This is a genomic window from Jiangella asiatica, from assembly GCF_004349065.1.
Lineage (GTDB): Bacteria > Actinomycetota > Actinomycetes > Jiangellales > Jiangellaceae > Jiangella > Jiangella asiatica.
On the sequence record NZ_SMKZ01000013.1, the window covers coordinates 65,151 to 82,512 of the forward strand.

Annotated in this window: 14 protein-coding genes; 7 read left to right on the plus strand and 7 right to left on the minus strand. The window is 71.8% G+C overall.

Features of this window, described 5'->3' with window-relative positions; all coding sequences use genetic code 11:
* Positions 1 to 93 precede the first annotated feature (93 nt).
* The 4 genes from E1269_RS11180 to E1269_RS11195 are packed head-to-tail and all read left to right on the plus strand — an operon-like array spanning position 94 to position 4,071.
* A complete protein-coding gene (locus E1269_RS11180) occupies positions 94 to 948 on the plus strand; it encodes a carbohydrate ABC transporter permease (protein ID WP_131894526.1) in 855 nt (284 codons plus the stop codon).
* Positions 945 to 1,766 carry a carbohydrate ABC transporter permease gene (locus E1269_RS11185; RefSeq protein WP_131894391.1) on the plus strand — a complete coding sequence of 274 codons (822 nt, stop codon included), beginning with the start codon at positions 945 to 947 and terminating at the stop codon, positions 1,764 to 1,766. Before E1269_RS11180 ends, E1269_RS11185 begins: the two co-directional genes overlap by 4 nt.
* Entirely contained in the window at positions 1,766 to 2,860 is a 1,095-nt protein-coding gene (locus tag E1269_RS11190; protein WP_131894393.1) for an ABC transporter ATP-binding protein, read from the plus strand. The genes E1269_RS11185 and E1269_RS11190 overlap by 1 nt, the downstream gene beginning before the upstream one ends.
* A complete protein-coding gene (locus E1269_RS11195) occupies positions 2,857 to 4,071 on the plus strand; it encodes a CehA/McbA family metallohydrolase (protein WP_162606353.1) in 1,215 nt (404 codons plus the stop codon). Before E1269_RS11190 ends, E1269_RS11195 begins: the two co-directional genes overlap by 4 nt.
* A gap of 31 nt (positions 4,072 to 4,102) precedes the next feature.
* Here the strand turns inward: E1269_RS11195 and E1269_RS11200 are convergent, their stop codons facing one another.
* A complete protein-coding gene (locus E1269_RS11200) occupies positions 4,103 to 4,678 on the minus strand; it encodes a TetR/AcrR family transcriptional regulator (RefSeq protein ID WP_131894395.1) in 576 nt (191 codons plus the stop codon).
* A gap of 218 nt (positions 4,679 to 4,896) precedes the next feature.
* On the opposite strand from E1269_RS11200, the gene E1269_RS11205 reads away from it, so the two are divergent.
* Together E1269_RS11205 and E1269_RS11210 are read left to right on the plus strand one after the other, a co-directional pair.
* A complete protein-coding gene (locus tag E1269_RS11205; protein WP_131894530.1) occupies positions 4,897 to 6,672 on the plus strand; it encodes an ABC transporter ATP-binding protein in 1,776 nt (591 codons plus the stop codon).
* A gap of 137 nt (positions 6,673 to 6,809) precedes the next feature.
* Positions 6,810 to 8,096 carry a S1 family peptidase gene (locus E1269_RS11210; RefSeq protein ID WP_131894397.1) on the plus strand — a complete coding sequence of 429 codons (1,287 nt, stop codon included), beginning with the start codon at positions 6,810 to 6,812 and terminating at the stop codon, positions 8,094 to 8,096.
* A 28-nt stretch (positions 8,097 to 8,124) separates the two neighbouring features.
* On the opposite strand, the gene E1269_RS11215 is transcribed toward E1269_RS11210, so the two are convergent.
* From E1269_RS11215 to E1269_RS11225, 3 genes are all read right to left on the minus strand, one after another.
* Positions 8,125 to 10,854, minus strand: a complete 2,730-nt coding sequence (locus E1269_RS11215) for a glycoside hydrolase family 38 N-terminal domain-containing protein (RefSeq protein WP_131894399.1) — start codon at positions 10,852 to 10,854, stop codon at positions 8,125 to 8,127.
* A gap of 100 nt (positions 10,855 to 10,954) precedes the next feature.
* Positions 10,955 to 12,094, minus strand: coding sequence for a Gfo/Idh/MocA family protein (locus tag E1269_RS11220; RefSeq protein ID WP_203433351.1), 1,140 nt, complete (start codon positions 12,092 to 12,094; stop codon positions 10,955 to 10,957).
* A complete protein-coding gene (locus E1269_RS11225) occupies positions 12,091 to 12,993 on the minus strand; it encodes a sugar phosphate isomerase/epimerase family protein (RefSeq protein ID WP_131894403.1) in 903 nt (300 codons plus the stop codon). Before E1269_RS11225 ends, E1269_RS11220 begins: the two co-directional genes overlap by 4 nt.
* A 294-nt stretch (positions 12,994 to 13,287) precedes the next feature.
* On the opposite strand from E1269_RS11225, the gene E1269_RS11230 reads away from it, so the two are divergent.
* On the plus strand, positions 13,288 to 14,271 hold the full coding sequence (locus E1269_RS11230; protein WP_131894405.1) for a sigma-70 family RNA polymerase sigma factor: 984 nt from the start codon (positions 13,288 to 13,290) through the stop codon (positions 14,269 to 14,271).
* A 113-nt stretch (positions 14,272 to 14,384) separates the two neighbouring features.
* On the opposite strand, the gene E1269_RS11235 is transcribed toward E1269_RS11230, so the two are convergent.
* The 3 genes from E1269_RS11235 to E1269_RS11245 are packed head-to-tail and all read right to left on the minus strand — an operon-like array spanning position 14,385 to position 17,255.
* Positions 14,385 to 15,137 carry an ATP-binding cassette domain-containing protein gene (locus E1269_RS11235; RefSeq protein WP_131894532.1) on the minus strand — a complete coding sequence of 251 codons (753 nt, stop codon included), beginning with the start codon at positions 15,135 to 15,137 and terminating at the stop codon, positions 14,385 to 14,387.
* Positions 15,138 to 15,172: 35 nt separating this feature from the next.
* The gene (locus E1269_RS11240; protein WP_131894407.1) at positions 15,173 to 16,240 is read right to left on the minus strand and encodes an ABC transporter permease; all 1,068 of its coding nucleotides are present in this window, start codon (positions 16,238 to 16,240) and stop codon (positions 15,173 to 15,175) included.
* 7 nt (positions 16,241 to 16,247) lie between these two features.
* Positions 16,248 to 17,255 carry a substrate-binding domain-containing protein gene (locus tag E1269_RS11245; protein WP_203433353.1) on the minus strand — a complete coding sequence of 336 codons (1,008 nt, stop codon included), beginning with the start codon at positions 17,253 to 17,255 and terminating at the stop codon, positions 16,248 to 16,250.
* Positions 17,256 to 17,362: the final 107 nt, after the last annotated feature.

Here is a 17,362-nt window from a genome sequence, read left to right on the forward strand (position 1 = left end):
CGCCGGGGCCGTGGTTCTCGGCGGCCAGCGATCGACGACGGCGACGCCGCCGGCCTCGGCCGTCTGCGGGCGGCCGGGTTCGTCGCACCGGCGATGCTCGTCATCGCCGTCTTCCTGCTGTTTCCCGCCATCTGGACGCTGTACCTCGGCCTGACGAACTGGCGGCTGACCGGGCTCGCCGCGCGCGAGCCGGACTTCGTCGGCCTGGAGAACTACACCGACGCGCTGAGCGACCCGGACTTCCGCAACTCGCTGCTGCTGACGCTGGTTTTCGTGTTCTTCTCCGCGATCGTCGGGCAGTCCATCCTCGGGTTCGCGCTGGCGTGGATCGCGCGCAAGCTCCGCCCGGCGCTCCGCTCCGTCGTCGAGACCGTCGTGCTGCTGGCCTGGATCATCCCGGCGTCGGTGGTGGCCTTCCTCTGGCTGGCGCTGCTGGACCGCCGGGAGGGCACGCTCAACGCGCTGCTCGGCACCGACGGCACCGCCTGGCTGCTCGAGTACCCGATGCAGTCGATCATCGTCTTCAACATCTGGAACGGCACCGCGTTCTCGATGCTGCTGTTCAGCTCGGCGCTGGCGTCCGTGCCGCCGTCGCAGTTCGAGACGGCCCGGATGGCCGGCGCCGGCACCTTCGCCACGCTGCGCGACGTCGTGCTGCCGAACATCCGCGGCCACATCCTGACCAACACGCTGCTGATCACGCTGTGGACGTTCAACGTCTTCGCGCCCTACCTGATCACCGCCGGCGGTCCGCAGGGCCGCACCGAGATCCTCGGCGTGTACATCTACCGGGTGGCGCTGCGCGACGGCGCCCTCGGCCAGGGCGCCGCGCTGTCGCTCATCATGATCATCATCAACTTGGTGGTGGCGGCGGTGTACCTGCGACTGCTCGGCCGAGACAGGCCTTCCCGTCGAGGACGGAAATCGACCAGGGAGCGCCGAGCATGAGCGTTCGTGCCGCCTTGGGCGTGATCGGCCGGTACGTGTTCGCCGGCTTCGTGCTCGTCTTCTTCGCGCTGCCGCTGCTGTGGCTGCTCACCGCGCCGTTCGACAGCGCACCGTCGGTGCAGGTGTCCGTGCCGGACTTCACGCTGGAGAACTTCCGGACCCTGTGGGACAACCCCTACGCGATGCGGTCGCTGGGCAACTCGGTGATCATCGCCGCCGGCACCATGGCGATCACCCTGGTGCTTGCCGCACTGGCGTCGTATGCGCTGTCACGGGTGCGCATCCCCGGCCGCGACACACTGCTGTACCTGCTGCTCCTGCTGTCCTCGATCGTCACCGGGACCGCGGCCATGGTGCCGACGTTCCTGCTGATGACGGAGCTGGGGCTGATCGACCGGCAGCTCGGCGTGGTGCTGGTGCTCACCGGCGGGCTGCTGCCGACCGCCATCTTCATACTCAAGGACTTCATGGACTCCACGCCGCGCTCCTACGAGGAGTCCGCGCGGGTGTTCGGCGCATCGTCGTTGCAGATCCTGCGCCACGTGGTGGTGCCGATCGCGCGGCCGGGGCTGGCGACCATCGCCGTCTGGGCGGTGGTGCAGGTGTGGGGCAACTTCCTGGTGCCGTTCATCCTGCTCCGCTCGCCGGAGCAGCAGCCGGCCGCCGTCGTCATGTTCACCTTCTACACCGAGGGCGGTCAGCCGAACCTCGGCCTCATCTCCACGTTCTCCCTGCTCTTCTCCATCCCGGTAGTGGCCATGTACCTGTTCGTGAACCGCCGCTACGGCTTCCGCTTCCACGGAGGGATCAAGCGCTGATGGCGGCGATCACCACACACCAGCTGGTCAAGGAGTACCCGGGCGGGGTCCGCGCCGTCGACGGCCTGGACCTGACCGTCGAGGACGGCGAGTTCTTCGCCCTGCTCGGCCCGTCCGGGTGCGGCAAGACGACGCTGCTGCGCACCATCGCCGGGCTGGAGACCGCCACCGACGGACGGCTGTCCATCGGCGACCGCGACGTGACGGACCTGCCGCCCGGACAGCGCCGGGTCGCGATGGTCTTCCAGGACTACGCGCTGTTCCCGCACATGTCGGTCGTAGACAACATCGCCTACCCCCTGAAGATCCAGAAGGTGGACCGCGGTGCCCGGCACACCACCGCCGAGGAGGTCGGCAACGGGTTGTCGCTCGAAGGCCTCATGGCGCGCCGTCCGGGGCAGCTGTCCGGTGGGCAGCAGCAGCGGGTGGCGCTGGCCAGGGCGGTCGCCAGCAACCCCGAGGTGTTCCTCTTCGACGAGCCGCTGTCCAACCTCGACGCCCGGCTGCGGCTGGAGGCGCGCACGTTCCTCAAGCGGCTGCAGCGTGACCTCGGAGTCACGACGGTGTTCGTCACGCACGACCAGGCCGAGGCGCTGGCCCTGGCCGACCGCATCGCCATCATGCGCAGCGGCCGCATCCAGCAGATCGGCAGTCCGCGGGAGGTCTTCTCGCGGCCGGCCAACACGTTCGTCGCCGGCTTCGTCGGGTCCACCCCGATGAACCTGCACCCTGGCGTCGTCGGTCCCGACGGACGGGTATCGGTGGCGGGCGCTTCGCTGCCGCTGCCGTCGTCGGCCGCGGACTCGGTGAGCGACGGTCAGAAGGTCATCTGGGGCAGCCGGCCGGAGTACCTGCGGTGGTCGTCGTCACCGGTGTCCGAGGCGATCGAGGGCACCGTCACCGTCGTCGAGAACCTCGGCGCGTCGGTCCTGGTCACCGTCGAGGCCGACGACGTGCTCGTGCAGGTCGTCGTCGACGAGGACGACGAGCCGGCGCCGGGCACCCGCGGCTGGGTCTCCGTCCGGCCGGACCGCACACTGCTGTTCGACGCGGACAGCGGGGAACTGGTCGAGGCGACGGTGCCGGCGGCATGACCGTCTCCTCGGCGCGGTTCGACCGCCGGGTCGGGCCGGACGACCGCGCGGAGTCGCCGTACCTGGAGGTGCCGTTCGAGGTGCCGGCGGGGACCTCGTCGGTGCACGTCACGCTCTCGTACGACACCGGCGCGGGGGTCATCGACCTCGGGTGCACAGGCCCCGACGGCTGGCGCGGCTGGTCCGGCGGTGCGCGATCGCGGTTCACCATCACGGCCGACGCCGCGACGCCGGGCTACGTGGCCGGCCCGCTGGAAGCCGGCACCTGGGCCATGGTGCTCGGCCTGCACCGGGTGCCCGCCGACGGGCTGGCGGTGTCGGCGACGGTGACCCTCGACGATCCCGCGCCGCCGCTGGACCCAGAGCCTGCCCCGCCACCGGTGCCGGCGCGCCCGCCCCGTCGTTCCCTGCCGGCCGACACCGGGCTGACCTGGCTGGCCTGCGACTTCCACGCACACACTCTGCACTCCGACGGGTCGCTCGGCGTGGCGTCGCTGGCCGCGACGGCCGTCTCGGCCGGCCTTGACGTGCTCGCCGTCACCGACCACAACACCATCAGCCACCACGCGGCGCTGCCGTCCCTGGGCTCGCGGTACGGGGTGACGCTGCTGCCCGGTCAGGAGGTCACCACCGACCGCGGCCACGCCAACGCGTTCGGGCCCATCCCCTGGGTCGACTTCCGCCGGCCGGCGCCGTCGTGGGTCTCGTTCGTCGAGTCGAACGGCGGCTTGCTGTCGATCAACCACCCGCTCGGTGGCGACTGCTCCTGGCACCAGCCACTGGATGACCACCCGCCGCTGGCCGAGATCTGGCACTGGTCGTGGCTGGACCGCACCTGGACCGGGCCGCTGGCGTGGTGGACGGCGTGGGGCCTGTCGACCGTGCCGATCGGCGGCTCGGACTTCCACTCTCCCGCCGAGGGACGGCCGTTGGGCGCGCCACTCACCTGGGTCGCCGCGGCGTCGCCGGCTGTCCCCGACGTCCTCGACGCGATGCGCGCCGGCAGGACCGCGGTCTCAGCGGCCGCCGACGCGCCGGCCCTGCTGCGCGTCGACGACGAACTGGTCGCCGTCGACGCCGACGGGCTGCTGCTCGCCGACAGCTGGGGGCGCCGCCGCGCGGTTCGCGGCGACCTCGTCCGCTTCGCCGCCGCCGACGGCCCGCACCGCCTGGAAACCCCCCTCGCCGCCGTCGTCGCCCTCACCCCGTAGGCGTACTGCCGTTGAGGCGGCGGGCGACCGATCATGCGTGATGGCGGGGCGAGAGGCCGTGGCGGAAGGTGCGGACGGCGTACTCGGCGGCCTTGTGGCGGGGCATCCGGCCGGACGCGGCGGCCTCGGCGGCGACGTAGACCAGCGAGTACACGATGCCGACGGTGAACTCGGCATCGATGTCGGAGTCGACGGTGCCGTCGGCCTGGGCGGCTCGGACGAGGTCGACCATGTCGTCGGTGTCGTCGTCGGCGCGCCAATTGGGATTGCCGGCGAACCGGCTGGGGTCGCTGAAGAGGAAGACGATCCGGTTGGCCTCCTCGGCGATGGCGATCATGATGTTCTCGATCGACTCGATGGGCGATCCGGATGCCGCGGTGGCACCGGTCCACAGCCGTTCCAGGGTGTCCTGGGCGTCGATCAGCAGCGCGTCCACCAGCGCCTGACGCTCCGGGAAGTACCGGTGCAGGGTGCTACGGCTGACCTCGGCGCGGTCGGCGATGTCGCCGAGGGACGTCGACCAGTCGCGGGCCCAGGCGGCTGCCGCGGCGTCGAGGATCGCCCTGCGCGTGCGCTGCCGCACGCCGGAGTCCACCTGCGTCGTCATGGCCCCGTACTCTACAGGACCTCCCCATAAGGAAACACTCGCTGTTGAAAATGGGACATGAATGTGTCATTCTTCCGGTGACGAGTCCCACCACTCGAGGAGCTCCGATGGCCCGGCCGCCCGACCAGTCGACCGACCAGCCGCCCACCACCGCCAGCCGCGCCCCGTACCAGGAGGCGGGCGCCACGCCGGACCCGGGCGAGACCCCCGACCTGCCGATGTCGGCCAAGGCGCGGCTGCTGTGGCGCTACGCCCGTCCGCACCGGGGCGTGCTGGCCGTCGGCATCCTGCTCGGCCTGCTGGGCACGGGCGCGGAGCTGGTGACGCCCATGGTCACCAAGAGCGTGCTCGACGGCCTGGAGGTGTCGGCGTCGCTGCGCGGGCCGGTCACGCTGCTGGCCGTACTGCTGGTGGCCGGCGCCGTCATCGGGCTGGTCCAGGCCATTCTGCTCGGCCAGCTCGCCGAGCGGATCATCCTGGCCGCCCGCACCGGCATGGTCCGGCATCTGCTGCGCACCAAGGTCACCGAGCTGGGCAACCGCAGTCCCGGCGAGATGGTCACCCGGGTCACGTCCGACACGATGCTGATCCGCGAGGCCACCACGTCCAGCATCGTCAACGCCGTCAACGGCGTGGTCGGTCTGGTCGGCGCGCTGGTGTTCATGGCCTACCTCGACTGGGTCCTGCTGGGGACGACGCTGGGCGTCATCGTCGTGGTCGGGGTGCTGGCCGGCACGCTCATGCCGCGGCTGGCCAAGGCCCAGCAGCAGGCGCAGGAGGAGATCGGCGCCCTGGGCGGGCGGCTGGAGGGCGTGCTGCGGGCGCTGCGCACGGTCAAGGCCGCCCGCGCCGAGGACCGCGAGACCGACCGCATCTCCGGCCACGCCCACCGGTCGGCGCAGAAGAGCATCCGCGCGGTCAAGATCGAGGCGTGGGCGTGGACGATCACCGGCGGCGGCATCAACCTCGCCGTCATGCTGATCCTCGGCCTCGGCGCCTACCGCGTCTCCACCGGCGACATGACGGTGACCGCGCTGGTCGCGTTCCTGCTCTACGCGTTCCAACTGATGATGCCGGTGATGCTGCTGACGATGAGCCTGACGGCCATCCAGTCCGGCCTCGCGGCGGCAGCGCGCATCGCCGAGATCGACGGCCTGGCGGTGGAGTCCGACCCGCCGGCGGCGGAGTCCCGGCCGGCCCTCAGCCCCGTGACGCCGGCCGGCGCCGCTCCGACCACACTCGAGCTGCGCGACGTCGTCTTCCGCTACTCCCCCGAGGCCGCCCCGGCGCTCGACGGTGTCACGCTCACCATCCCGCGGCACGGCCACACGGCCATCGTCGGACCGTCCGGCGCCGGCAAGACCACGGTCTTCTCGCTGCTGCTGAAGTTCCTGCAGCCCCAGCGCGGCGAGGTGCGGCTGGACGGCCGGCCGTTCCAGGACTGGACTCTCGGCGACCTGCGCGGCCGGATCGCCTACGTCGAGCAGGACACGCCGCTGGTCCCGGGCACCTTGCGCGAGAACCTCACCTACGCCGCGCCCGACGCCGGCGACGACGCCGTCTGGGCCGCCCTCGAGGTGGTCCGGCTCGCCGACCGCGTGCGTGTGCTGGAGCACGGCCTGGACAGCGAGGTCTCGCCCACCACCATGTCCGGCGGCGAGCGGCAGCGGGTCGCACTGGCCCGGGCCCTGGTCACCGACGCCGAGCTGCTCCTGCTCGACGAGGCCACCGCCCAGCTCGACGGGTTGAGCGAGGCGGCCGTGGCCGAGGGCATCCGCCGTCAGGCCGAGAAGGGCGCCGTCGTCACCATCGCGCACCGGCTCTCCACGGTGGTCGACGCCGACCAGATCGTGCTCATGGAGGCCGGGCGCATCCGCGCGGTGGGTACCCATGGCGAGCTGCTGGACAGCGACGAGCTCTACCGCGAGCTGGTCGCCGCCCTGCGCATCAACGTCGCCGCCGAGCCACCGGTCGAGGAGCCCAGCGCCGTCTGAACAGCCACCCGATCATGGCCGACCCCGATGTCGGCTCGTGATCAACCTCTGCTTAGGCTCTGACTTCTCGGATATCCACCAGCTTCACCCGTTGTCACCGATTCGTCACGACCCGTGACCGGAGCAGAGAGAACACCGTGACCCGACGACGCACACTCGCCGTTGCCGCCATCTCCTTTCTGACACTCGCAGTGCTCGGCGCGACCCCGTCGAGCGCCGGCACCGCCGCCGACTCCACCGCCGACTCCGGCTCCACCGACATCCCGGCCGACCCCGCGGACTCCACCGACCCCGAGGCCATGGATGCCGTCCGCGCCTTCCAGGACGCCTTCCCCGGCGTCAGCGACACAGAGGCGTGGCAGCGCATCAACGCCGAGGACGAGCGGGTCGCCCTGATCGAGGAGCTGGCCGCGGAGTCGCCGGACACCTACGGGGGCGCCTGGTACGACGGCGCCACCGACACCCAGCACCTGCTGTCGACGACGCCCGACGCGGCCGCGGAGTTCACCGCCGCGGCGACGGACCGGGGCATCGACGTACGCACCCACGACGTCGACTACAGCCTCGCCACGTTGTTGGAGCAGCGCGACCAGGTCAACGCCGGCGAGCACCCCGACGTCCCGGCCGGCGCGAGCGCCGGCGTGGACATGCGCGAGAACCGCGTGGTGGTGGAGCTGCCGCTGCGGGCGCTGCGCGGCGTCCGCTCGGGCGAGGTGCAGCTGCCGGACATCATGGAAGCCGTCGCGCGGCGGAACGGCACCACCGGCCCTGAGGCGTGCGAGAGCCAGTTCGAGTGCCAGCGCCCGCTGCGCGCCGGGCTGGAGATCCGCCGCGGGAACGACAACTACTACTGCTCCAGCGGTTTCACCGCCAACTCCACGACGAACAGCCACAAGTGGATGCTGACGGCGGCACACTGCGGGTCCACCGGCACGACGTTCAGCCACGACGGCCGCGCGATCGGGCCGATGCGCGGCCGGCACAACACCGGTGACGTGGACGCCGCGGCGATCCGGGTGGACAACGAGTACTGGTTGAACGCCACCTGGGGCTGGCTGTTCCACGAGAACGCGAACAACATGCAGCTCCCGCTGGACGGGCGGATCACGTCGGAGTCCAGCATGCAGCCGGGACAGACGGTGTGCATCGCGGCACAGTCCAGCACCTCGGGCATCCGCTGCGGCGTGCTCGGCGACGTCAACGACTCCACGGCACGCAACATGGCCCGGGTGGACGAGATCGACACCTGCCCTGGCGACAGCGGCGGCGGCTGGTACCGCTACTCCAGCGGCACCCGCATCGCCTACGGCATCCACCACGGCGGCAAGATCCAGCCGTCCACCTGCCACGCCAACGACGTGTCGCTGTTCAGCACGTTGCCCGACATCACCGACCGCATGGGCCTGCGCGTGCACACCCGATAGGCAGCACAGGGGGCGCGCCCGCCCGCGGTCAGCTGAGCCGGACCGTGGCGATCTCCCAGGGGCCCAGCTCGACGTCGGCGCGCCCGCCGGTCACGGTCAGCGGCTCGAGCGGCCGGCCGAGCAGGTCGGTGCGCGTCGCCGTGGTGAACGAGCCGGCCACCATCGCCGTCGTCGGCGCGGCGGACATCGCGACCAGGCGCACCTCGATCTCGCCGTCGAGGCTGCGAATCGACGACGTCACCACGCCCGGTCCGCCGACCGAGATGCCCGCCGACGACGGTGGCAGCGCGCCGCCCGCGGTGGCCGAGCCCGGTGCCGTCAGCGGCTCGTGCCGGAACTCCTCGGCCAGCCGCGGCGCCCGGGACGGCCCCCAGCCGCCGGCGCGCGGCACCACCGCGAGCCTGGTCCGCACCGGCACGCCCAGGTACTGCGCGCCGGGCACCTCGAGCTCGGACCCGGCGGGCTCGTCGCGCAGCGGGTGCAGGTTGACACTCATCCAGCCGACCGCGCGCAGCAGCGTGAGCGCCAGCTCACTGCCGTCGCCGGTCAGCTCGTACTCGGTGACGTGGTCCAGCAGCACGGTCGCGGCGCCCGCGGACACGAACGCCGAGGCCGGGAACGTGGGCAGCGGGTATTCGCCCCAGCCGCCCTCAGAGGTCAGCCCGCGCACTGTCACCGCGAACTGTCCGTCCGCGGCGGACTCGGTGGCCGACGCCGGCAACGGCACGTGCAGCCGCACCCGGTGGTCGCGTGCCGGGTTGACGAACGACACGTCCAGACGCATGAACGGCTCGCCGGTCCGCACCTCCACCAGCGTCGTGACCTCGACCGGCACTGTCGCCGCCGAGCGCACGTCGACGTCGTCGGACAGCGACTCCGGCCACTCGTAGCGCCGCACCACCCGCAGCATTCCGCGCAGCGGCCCGGACTCCACCACCGTCACCTCGACCGACGTCGGTGTGTCGACGACGACGTCGCCGGCCGGCGGGCCGAAGTTGTAGCTGTCGCCACGGTCGCCGCCGGACACCAGCCGGCCCACGCCCGTCAGGGTCGTGCCGTCCGGGCTGCTGACCTCCAGCGTGCCGTCGTCCGCGACCTCGACGCGGACGTCGCGCGAGGCCAGGACGCGATCGCCGGACACCGCGACGCCGCCCGCCGCATCGACGGCCTCCGCCCGGCCAGCCGCCTGCGACACCCGGACCGCCGTCTGGCCGGAAGCGTCCACCGGGACGGCGACGAGCACCCGGCGACGCTGCCGCGCCACCGTCCGGACCCGCCATTCCCCGGGCTCCGCCTCCGCCGCCTCGGCCAGCTCCGACCGCAGCGCCGCCAGGTCGAACTCCGGCGTCGACGGCACCTTCGCCACGGCGAAGTCCAGCGCACCCGGCGCGACGGTGTAGTCGTCGATCTGCTGGCCGAACAGCTCGCGGCCGTGGATGCGGCGCAGCACCTTGTCCAGGTCGGCGGCGGGCAGCTTCTCGTCCCCGAGCGTCGTCACCGAGCGTTCCAGCTCCTGCACCGGCACCGCGGCGCCACCGGCCACCACGGCCGTCGTCGGCGCGGACGGGTCCGGGGCGGCGACGTCCAGCTCGACCAGGACGGTGCGCGGCCACGGCACGGTGTTCACCACCAGGTGCGCGTCGGAGGGCACCGTCGCGGCCATCGACGCCAGGACGCTGGAGCGGACGGCCCGGCCGAGCTGGGCGGCCTCCGCGAGCCGGGCCGCCACCTGGTCGGCCGTCTCGTCGACGCCGCAGCCGGTGACGGAGTCGTGCGCGGTGGACTCGACGATGCGCCGCCAGGCCAGGCGGAAGAAGCGGGCCCGCTCCCCCGGCGTGGCCGTGTCGTACTGGGCCGCCAGTGCCTCCGCCTCGCCGACGACTCGCTCCGCCCGTGCCATCGCCTCCTTCAGGCCGACCCGGATGGAGATCACCCCGGGCAGGATGTTGCCGCGGGCGTGGCTGCGCAGCTCGCCGACCACCACCGGCAGCGCGGGGTCGTCGGGGCGGAACCGGGTGACGTACTCGCCGAGGCCGGCGACCGAGAGGCCCTGCCCGCCCGGCCCGCGCACCAGCTCCATGAGGTCCGGACGGGGCGCGGAGTGGTCGGTGCCCAGCATGCCCAGCACCGGGTCGTCGCCGTACCAGGACCGGGTCTCGTCGCGGTACGCCGCGGCCGCCTCGCCCAGCCGGTCGGGCAGCGCGAACACGCCCAGCGCGTTGCCGTAGCCGTCGAACAGGTACTCGACGCGCACCGAGCTGCCGTCGGGTGCCTCCCAGCGCCATCCGTGGCTGGCCAGCGCACCGGGAGCGCCGCGCCACAGGCACGCGTGCCGGATGCCGGCCCGGGCCAGGATCTGCGGCATCTGCGCGATGTGGCCGAACATGTCCGGCAGATAGCCCACCGGCATGGCCCCGCCGAGCGCCGTCGCACCCTGCCAACCCAGCTCCAGGTTGCGCACGATGGTCTCGCCGGAGCACAGGAACTCATCGAGGAGGACGAACCACGGCCCGACGCTCAGCTGCCCGTTCGCCACCAGGGCCGCCACCCGGGACCGGTACTCCGGCCGCATCTCCAGATAGTCCTCGACCGCCGCGAACTGCCCGTCCAGCGTGAACCGGAACTCCGGGTCAGCCCCGGCCCGTGCGATGACGTCGTCGACGACGTCCACCAGCTTCAGCCGGAACACCTGGAACGGCTCGTACCACTCCCGGTCCCAGTGGGTGTGCGGCACCAGGACGATCTCGGGCTCGGTCATGCCGTCGCCGCCTCTCCTGCCTCACCGCTCAAATGGTCGCGCTCCTCAGATCGCTCACTCCGCGGCGCGACCTCGTCCCTCGGCCCACCACTCCGCTCGCTCACCTCGTCGCCTCTCCGCTCAGCAGATCGCCGCCGGCCAGGGCGCGCAGGATCCGCTGGCTGGTGAGGATGTCCGCGCGTCCCTCGGCGACGCCGGCGCGCGGCCGCTCGCCCTTGGTGACCATGCGGTGGAACTCGACCAGCTCGTTCTCGAACGACTCGTCGGTGGAGACGAACGTGGAGCGGACGACGCCGGCCGGCACCGCGTGCTCCGGCGGCGCGACGACCTCCAGCGTCGTCGGGTTGTTGAGCACGTACGGCGTGCCGAACGTCAGCCGCAGCGAGCCGCGGGCGTGGTGCACCACCAGCGTCTCCTCGTAGGCCGGGTAGTTGGGGAGGTAGTGCCAGCTCATCCGTGCCCGCACGGCGCCGGGCAGCCAGCCCTCGACCTCAACCGACGGCGGGAACGCGTCGTCGGGCCAGGCCCGTGCGCCGTCGACGCCGACCAGCCCGCCGAACAGGGCCCGCAGCAGCGACGTGTCGTGCACCAGGCTGCCGAGGACGATGTTCGCGTACAGGCCGCGCAGACGTTCCGGCGTGCCGGCCCCGATCGCGGCGTCGACCAGCCGCTCGGAGTCCTCCCGCAGCCGGTCCAACGCGGCCGGGTCGATGTCGGCCGGGGCCGGGCGCAGGTTGGCGAAGTCCAGCTGCGACTCCCCGGTCGGGTGCAGCACGCACACCTCGGCCGCACGGACCCCGTCCGCGTCAGCCAGCAGTTCCGCCGTCCGCCAGACCGCCTCGTCGTGCTCCTTCATGTACGCCAGCAGCAGCGCCGGCCGGCCCAGCGCGGCTTCGGCCTCGGCCAGCGCGTCCGCCTCCGCGAGGGTGAAGGCCAGCGGCTTCTCGCAGAAGACGGCGATGCCTCGGCTCAGCGCCCGCAGCGCCGCGTCGCCGTGCGAGCCGGAGGTCAACAGCACGACGCCGTCGACGTCGGCCTCGGCGAGCATGGTGTCGACCTCGCCGTAGCGCCGCTGCGCCGGCACGCCGTACTGCGCACCGACCGCGTCGCGCAATGACGGCGACAGGTCGCAGACCGCGGCCAGCTCGAACAGGTCCCAGCGGCGCAGGATGAGGGGCAGGTGCACGGACTGCGCGACGGCGCCGAGACCGGCGACGGCGATCCGCACCCGCGTGGTCACGGCAGCCACCGCCGCAACGCCTCGCGGTTGGCCCGCTGGTCCTCGACCACCCGGCCGGGCGAGTCGGACGGCGACGGCACGACGTCCTGCTCGACGACGAGCCAGCCGTCGAAGCCGCTGTCGCGCACCGCGTCCATGAAGCCCTCGACGTCGAGGTCACCGGCACCGAGCTCGACGAAGGCGCGGCGCTCCCAGACCGCGCGCATGCCGGCCTTCTCGCGCACCACTTGGTCCAGCACCTCGGTGCGGGCGTCTTTGAGGTGGAGGTGGTTGATCCGCCCACCCCAGCGCCGCCAGCCCTCGAGCGGGTCGCCGCCGCCGATGAGCAGGTGCCCGGTGTCGAACGTCAGCCCGACGTCGGTGCGGGCCAGGAACTCGTCGATCTCGGCCGGCGTTTCGACATACGTGCACGCGTGGTGGTGGAAGGTCGGTTCCAGGCCGGCGTCGCGCACGAGCCGCGCCGCCGTGGCGACGTTCGCGGCCAGCCGGTCCCAGCCCTTCTCGTCCAGGCTGAGCCCGGGTGCCGCCCCGCCCGGGTTGGCCCGGCGGCGCTCGTCACCGGAGTCAGCCAGGGTCGGGAGCGGCGGACGGGCCGGGTCGATCTCGGCCGCCGCCACGAACACCTCCAGGGCGTCGTCGAGCATCGGCAGCGCCGCGGCGAACGCGTCGTCGTCGGTGAACGGCAGGTCCACCCAGCCGCCGGCCAGCGCCAGTCCGTACGTCGTCAGCCGGCGGCGCAGCTCTTCGCCTCGGCCCAGCCACCCGACCGGGCCGAGGTCCACGCCGTCGTACCCGAGGTCCCGCAGCGGCGCGAGGATCTCCTCCGGTTCCGGGAGCGGTTGGTCCGCTGTGAGCTCGAAGACGCCGAAGCTCACCGGCGCACCGGCAATTCCCCTCATCGCCACCCCAATCCCATCCGTCCTCGAACCCGGGCCCGGGCGGGCCTCCGCCCGACTTTGTCCTGACAACAGTACGTACGGTCAGGCTGCCGTGTCCGGCCGGGTCCAGAAAGCGGACGACCCGGCCGGCAGACCCGGCGGTGGATACCGTGGGGCAGGTCCTTTATCACGAAAACACGCATCTGAACACTGGTCCCGGGAATCTTCCCCGGAGCTCACACGTTGTGAACGTATGTTCGCTGATCGTGCGGGTACGGTCCGGACACTGACTCGACCTCGAGGGGGACACGACTGATGGCAGCTGCACCCAAGGCCGGTAGGGCGGGTTCGCCGCGGCGCAGGCAGGCACGCACCGAGGGTGAGCCTGACCTGGTCGGGCGGTACCTGGCACAGCTGGGTTCCACCCCGCTGCTCACCGCGGCCGAAGAGGTCGAGCTGGCCAAGCGGATCGAGGCCGGCGTCTACGCCGAGCAACTCTTGGCCGGCGCCGTGCCCTCCAAGCGCAGGCTCACCGGTAAGCACCGCGCGGAGCTGGAGACCCTGGTCCGCGACGGGGAGCGCGCCCGCGACCACATGATCCGTGCCAACCTGCGACTGGTCGTGTCGGTCGCGCGCAAGCTGTCCGGCCGCGGCCTACCGTTCCTCGACGTCATCCAGGAGGGCAACCTGGGGCTCATCCGCGCGGTCGAGAAGTTCGACTACGCCAAGGGCTTCAAGTTCTCCACCTACGCCACCTGGTGGATCCGCCAGGCCATCCAGCGCGGACTGGCCGAGCAGACACGCACGGTGCGGCTCCCCGTCCACGTGTCCGAGACGGTCGCCAAGCTGCACCGCATCGACCGCGACCTGCAGCGCCTGCTGGGCCGCGACCCGACGGTCGAGGAGGTCGCCGAGGAGGCAGGGATTGCGGTCGAGAAGGTCGTCGAGCTGCGCCGGGTCGCCCGCGACCCCCTCAGCCTCGACACCCCCATCGGCGACGACGGCGAGTCGAGCATCGGCGAGCTGATCGAGGACGACGACGCCGTCCAGGCCAGCGACCTGGTCGAGCGCCGGGCGCTGAGCGAGCAGCTGCGCACCGTCCTCGACTCCCTGCCCACCCGCGAGGCGAAGATCATCGGGATGCGCTACGGCCTGGTCGACGGGCACGAGCACACCCTGCAGGACGTCGCCGACGAGGTCGGCGTCTCCCGCGAGCGGGTGCGCCAGCTGGAGAAGCACGCGCTCATGCTGCTGCGCGACCCGCGCCGCAACGAGTCCTTGATGGCCTGGGCCAGCTGACCCGAGCCCTTCCGCCGCCCCTCGCACGTTGATCATGGAGCAGGTCAGCTCCCCGAACGCCGGGATGCTGGCCGACTCCGTGATCAACCGGGGTTGTGCGAGGCGCCAAGGGGTCAACGGCGGAGCTCGTGGGCCAGGGTGTCCAGCTCGTCGCCGCCGGCCATCTCCTGGGTGAGCTGGTCCAGGTTGATCTCCGAGCGGCGGCAGTCGAGGTTCATCCGGCCCCGTTTGAGGACGATGAAGTGGTCGCCGACCAGGAACGCGTGGTGCGGGTTGTGGGTGATAAACACGACGCCCAGGCCGGCATCGCGAGCGCGGGCGGTGTACTTGAGCACCACGCCGGACTGCTTGACGCCCAGCGCGGCGGTGGGCTCGTCGAGGATCAGCACCCGGGCACCGAAGTAGACCGCCCGGGCGATGGCGACGCATTGGCGCTGCCCGCCGGAGAGCTCGCCGATCGGCTGGTCGATGTCGGCGAGCTCGATGCCCATCTTGGCCAGCTCCTCGCGGGCGGTGCGCCGCATCCCGTCGGCGTCGAGCATCTTCACCGGCCCCATGCCGCGGCGAACCTCGGAGCCGAGGAAGAAGTTGCGCCACACCTCCATCAGCGACACGACCGCAAGGTCCTGGTACACCGTCGCGATCCCCCGGTCCAGCGCCTCACGGGGCGACCCGAACTCCGTCTCCTCCCCGTCGACGCGCATCACGCCGGACGTGTGTTGGTGCAACCCGGACATGATCTTGATCAGGGTCGACTTGCCGGCGCCGTTGTCGCCGAGGACGCAGGTGATCTCGCCCGCGCGCACCGTCAGCGACACGTCGGACAGGGCGCGGATGGCGCCGTAGTCCTTGCCGACGTTCTCCATCTCGATCAGCGTCGTACCTACGGACGTCACCACCACTACCTCCTGGCCGCCAGCTTCTTCACGTACAGGTTCGTCAGCGTCGCGAGGATCAGCATCGCGCCGAGGAACGTCATGTACCAGTCGGGGTTCCACCCGGCGTAGACGATGCCCTGCCGGGTCATGCCGAAGATGAACGCGCCGATGGCCGCGCCGATCGCCGAGCCGTAGCCGCCGGTCAGCAGGCAGCCGCCGATGACCGCGGCGATGATGTACTGGAACTCGTTGCCGACGCCCTCGCCGGCCTGCACGGTCTGCAGCGAGAACAGCAGGTGCATGCCGACGAACCAGGCGGCGAACCCGACGGCCATGTACAGCCCGATCTTCACCTTCGCGACGGGTACGCCGACGGCGCGGGCGCTGGCCTCGTTGCCGCCGACGGCGAAGATCCAGTTGCCGACACGGGTGCGCAGCAGCACCCAGGTGGCGACGGCGACGAACAGCAGCCACCACAGGATCACGGTGCGGAACCGGACGCCGCCGATGTCCCACTCCGAGGCGAAGATCGCCTCCAGGGAGCCGAAACCGTCCATGTCGGAGATCCGCTGCGTCGACACGGTGCCGGTGATCTGTCTGGTCACCGCGAGGTTGACGCCCTGGAGCATGAGGAACGTGCCGAGGGTCACCAAGAAGCTGGGTAGGCCGGTGCGCACCACGAGGTACCCGTTGAACCACCCGATCGCCAGCGACACGGCCAGTGCGGCGATCACGCCGACCCAGACGTTCAGGGTGAGCTGGTAGCTCAGCTCCGCGGCGGTGATGGCCGACGTCGTCACGGCGACGCCCGCGGACAGGTCGAACTCGCCGCCGATCATGAGCAGCGCGACCGCGACCGCCATGATGCCCAGCACGGACGCCTCGTAGGTGATGGTCGCGAACGACTCCACCCGGCGGAACGGACCGGCCACCACGAAGAAGAGCACGAAGATGACGACGGCGCCGACCAGCGAGCCGGTCTCGGGCCGCAGGAACAGCTGCCGCAGCATCGAGCGCCGCGGGCCGTCGTCGCCACCTGGTCCGGTGCCGGCCGGACCAGGGCCGGGCCGTGCCTCGACTACGTCGCTCATGAGCCGATCACCTCGTCCCGCGCTGGGCGTACTCGGCGATCGCGTCGATGTTCTCGCTGGTGATGAACGACGGACCGGTGAGCACGGCCTCGCCGCCGCCGATGTCGTTGCCGTTGGTGATCTGCAGCCACAGTCCGCTCACGGCGAGGTATCCCTGCAGGTAGGGCTGCTGGTCGACAGCCCAGAGGACGTCGCCGGCCTCGATGGCGGCCACCAGCTCGGCGTTGGTGTCGAACGTGACCACCTGGGCCGCCGAGCCGGCGTCGGCGACGGACTGGACGGCGGTGACGGCGAACGGCGCGCCCAGCGTCAGCACTCGCTCGATGCCGGGGTCCTCGGCCAGTTTGGCCTGGATGGTGGAGCGGACCGACGGCATGTTGGTGCCGTCGACGTAGAGCTTCTCGATGGTGCCGGTGAAGGTGGAGGCGGCGCCGTCGCAGCGGGCCTCCAGCGAGACGCTGCCCTGCTCGTGCAGGACGCACAGGACGCTGCTGACGCCCTCCTCGCTGAGCCGCTCCCCGGCGGCCTGGCCGGCGATCGTCTCGTCCTGGCCGAAGAACATGATGGCGCCTGCGTTCTGCCACGCGTCCATGCCGGAGTTGACGCCGACGACGGGGATGCCGGCCTCGACCGCCTGCTGGACCGCGGGGGTCATCGCGTCCGGCTTGTTCATCGTCACCGCGATGCCGTCGACCTGGGAGTCGACGGCGTTCTGCACCAGGTTGGCTTGCCGCAGGCCCTCGGGGTCGTTGGAGTACACCAGCTCGATGTTGTGCCGGGCCGCGGCCTCCTCCGCACCGGCGCGGACGATCGTCCAGAAGGTGTCGCCGGGTGCCTCGTGGGTGACGAAGGCGACGGTGTACTGCGGCGGGCCGGCATTCCCGGCCTCAGCTGCCCGCTCGCGCTCCTCCTCGGCTTCACGGCCACCGGAGCTGCTGCAGGCCGCTGCCGTCACGGCGAGGACGACGGCCAGCGCGGCTCTCAGCCGAGGCGGCGAGGCATCCCGCCGAGGCACGCTTCTCAGCCGAGGCGGCGAGGCATCCCGCCGAGGCGAGCTTCTGAGCCGGGGCCGAGTGGTCGCCCGGTCGGGTCGGTGTCGTCGCGTCATTGCGATCTCCTCAC

Excerpts from the sequence above, each read along its gene's own strand:
- E1269_RS11180 (WP_131894526.1), top strand. The coding sequence starts at position 94 with ATGCTCGTCATCGCCGTCTTCCTGCTGTTTCCCGCCATCTGGACGCTG.
- E1269_RS11185 (WP_131894391.1), top strand. The coding sequence starts at position 945 with ATGAGCGTTCGTGCCGCCTTGGGCGTGATCGGCCGGTACGTGTTCGCC.
- E1269_RS11190 (WP_131894393.1), top strand. The coding sequence starts at position 1,766 with ATGGCGGCGATCACCACACACCAGCTGGTCAAGGAGTACCCGGGCGGG.
- E1269_RS11195 (WP_162606353.1), top strand. The coding sequence starts at position 2,857 with ATGACCGTCTCCTCGGCGCGGTTCGACCGCCGGGTCGGGCCGGACGAC.
- E1269_RS11200 (WP_131894395.1), bottom strand. The coding sequence starts at position 4,678 with ATGACGACGCAGGTGGACTCCGGCGTGCGGCAGCGCACGCGCAGGGCG.
- E1269_RS11205 (WP_131894530.1), top strand. The coding sequence starts at position 4,897 with ATGTCGGCCAAGGCGCGGCTGCTGTGGCGCTACGCCCGTCCGCACCGG.
- E1269_RS11215 (WP_131894399.1), bottom strand. The coding sequence starts at position 10,854 with ATGACCGAGCCCGAGATCGTCCTGGTGCCGCACACCCACTGGGACCGG.
- E1269_RS11225 (WP_131894403.1), bottom strand. The coding sequence starts at position 12,993 with ATGAGGGGAATTGCCGGTGCGCCGGTGAGCTTCGGCGTCTTCGAGCTC.
- E1269_RS11230 (WP_131894405.1), top strand. The coding sequence starts at position 13,288 with ATGGCAGCTGCACCCAAGGCCGGTAGGGCGGGTTCGCCGCGGCGCAGG.
- E1269_RS11235 (WP_131894532.1), bottom strand. The coding sequence starts at position 15,137 with ATGGAGAACGTCGGCAAGGACTACGGCGCCATCCGCGCCCTGTCCGAC.
- E1269_RS11240 (WP_131894407.1), bottom strand. The coding sequence starts at position 16,240 with ATGAGCGACGTAGTCGAGGCACGGCCCGGCCCTGGTCCGGCCGGCACC.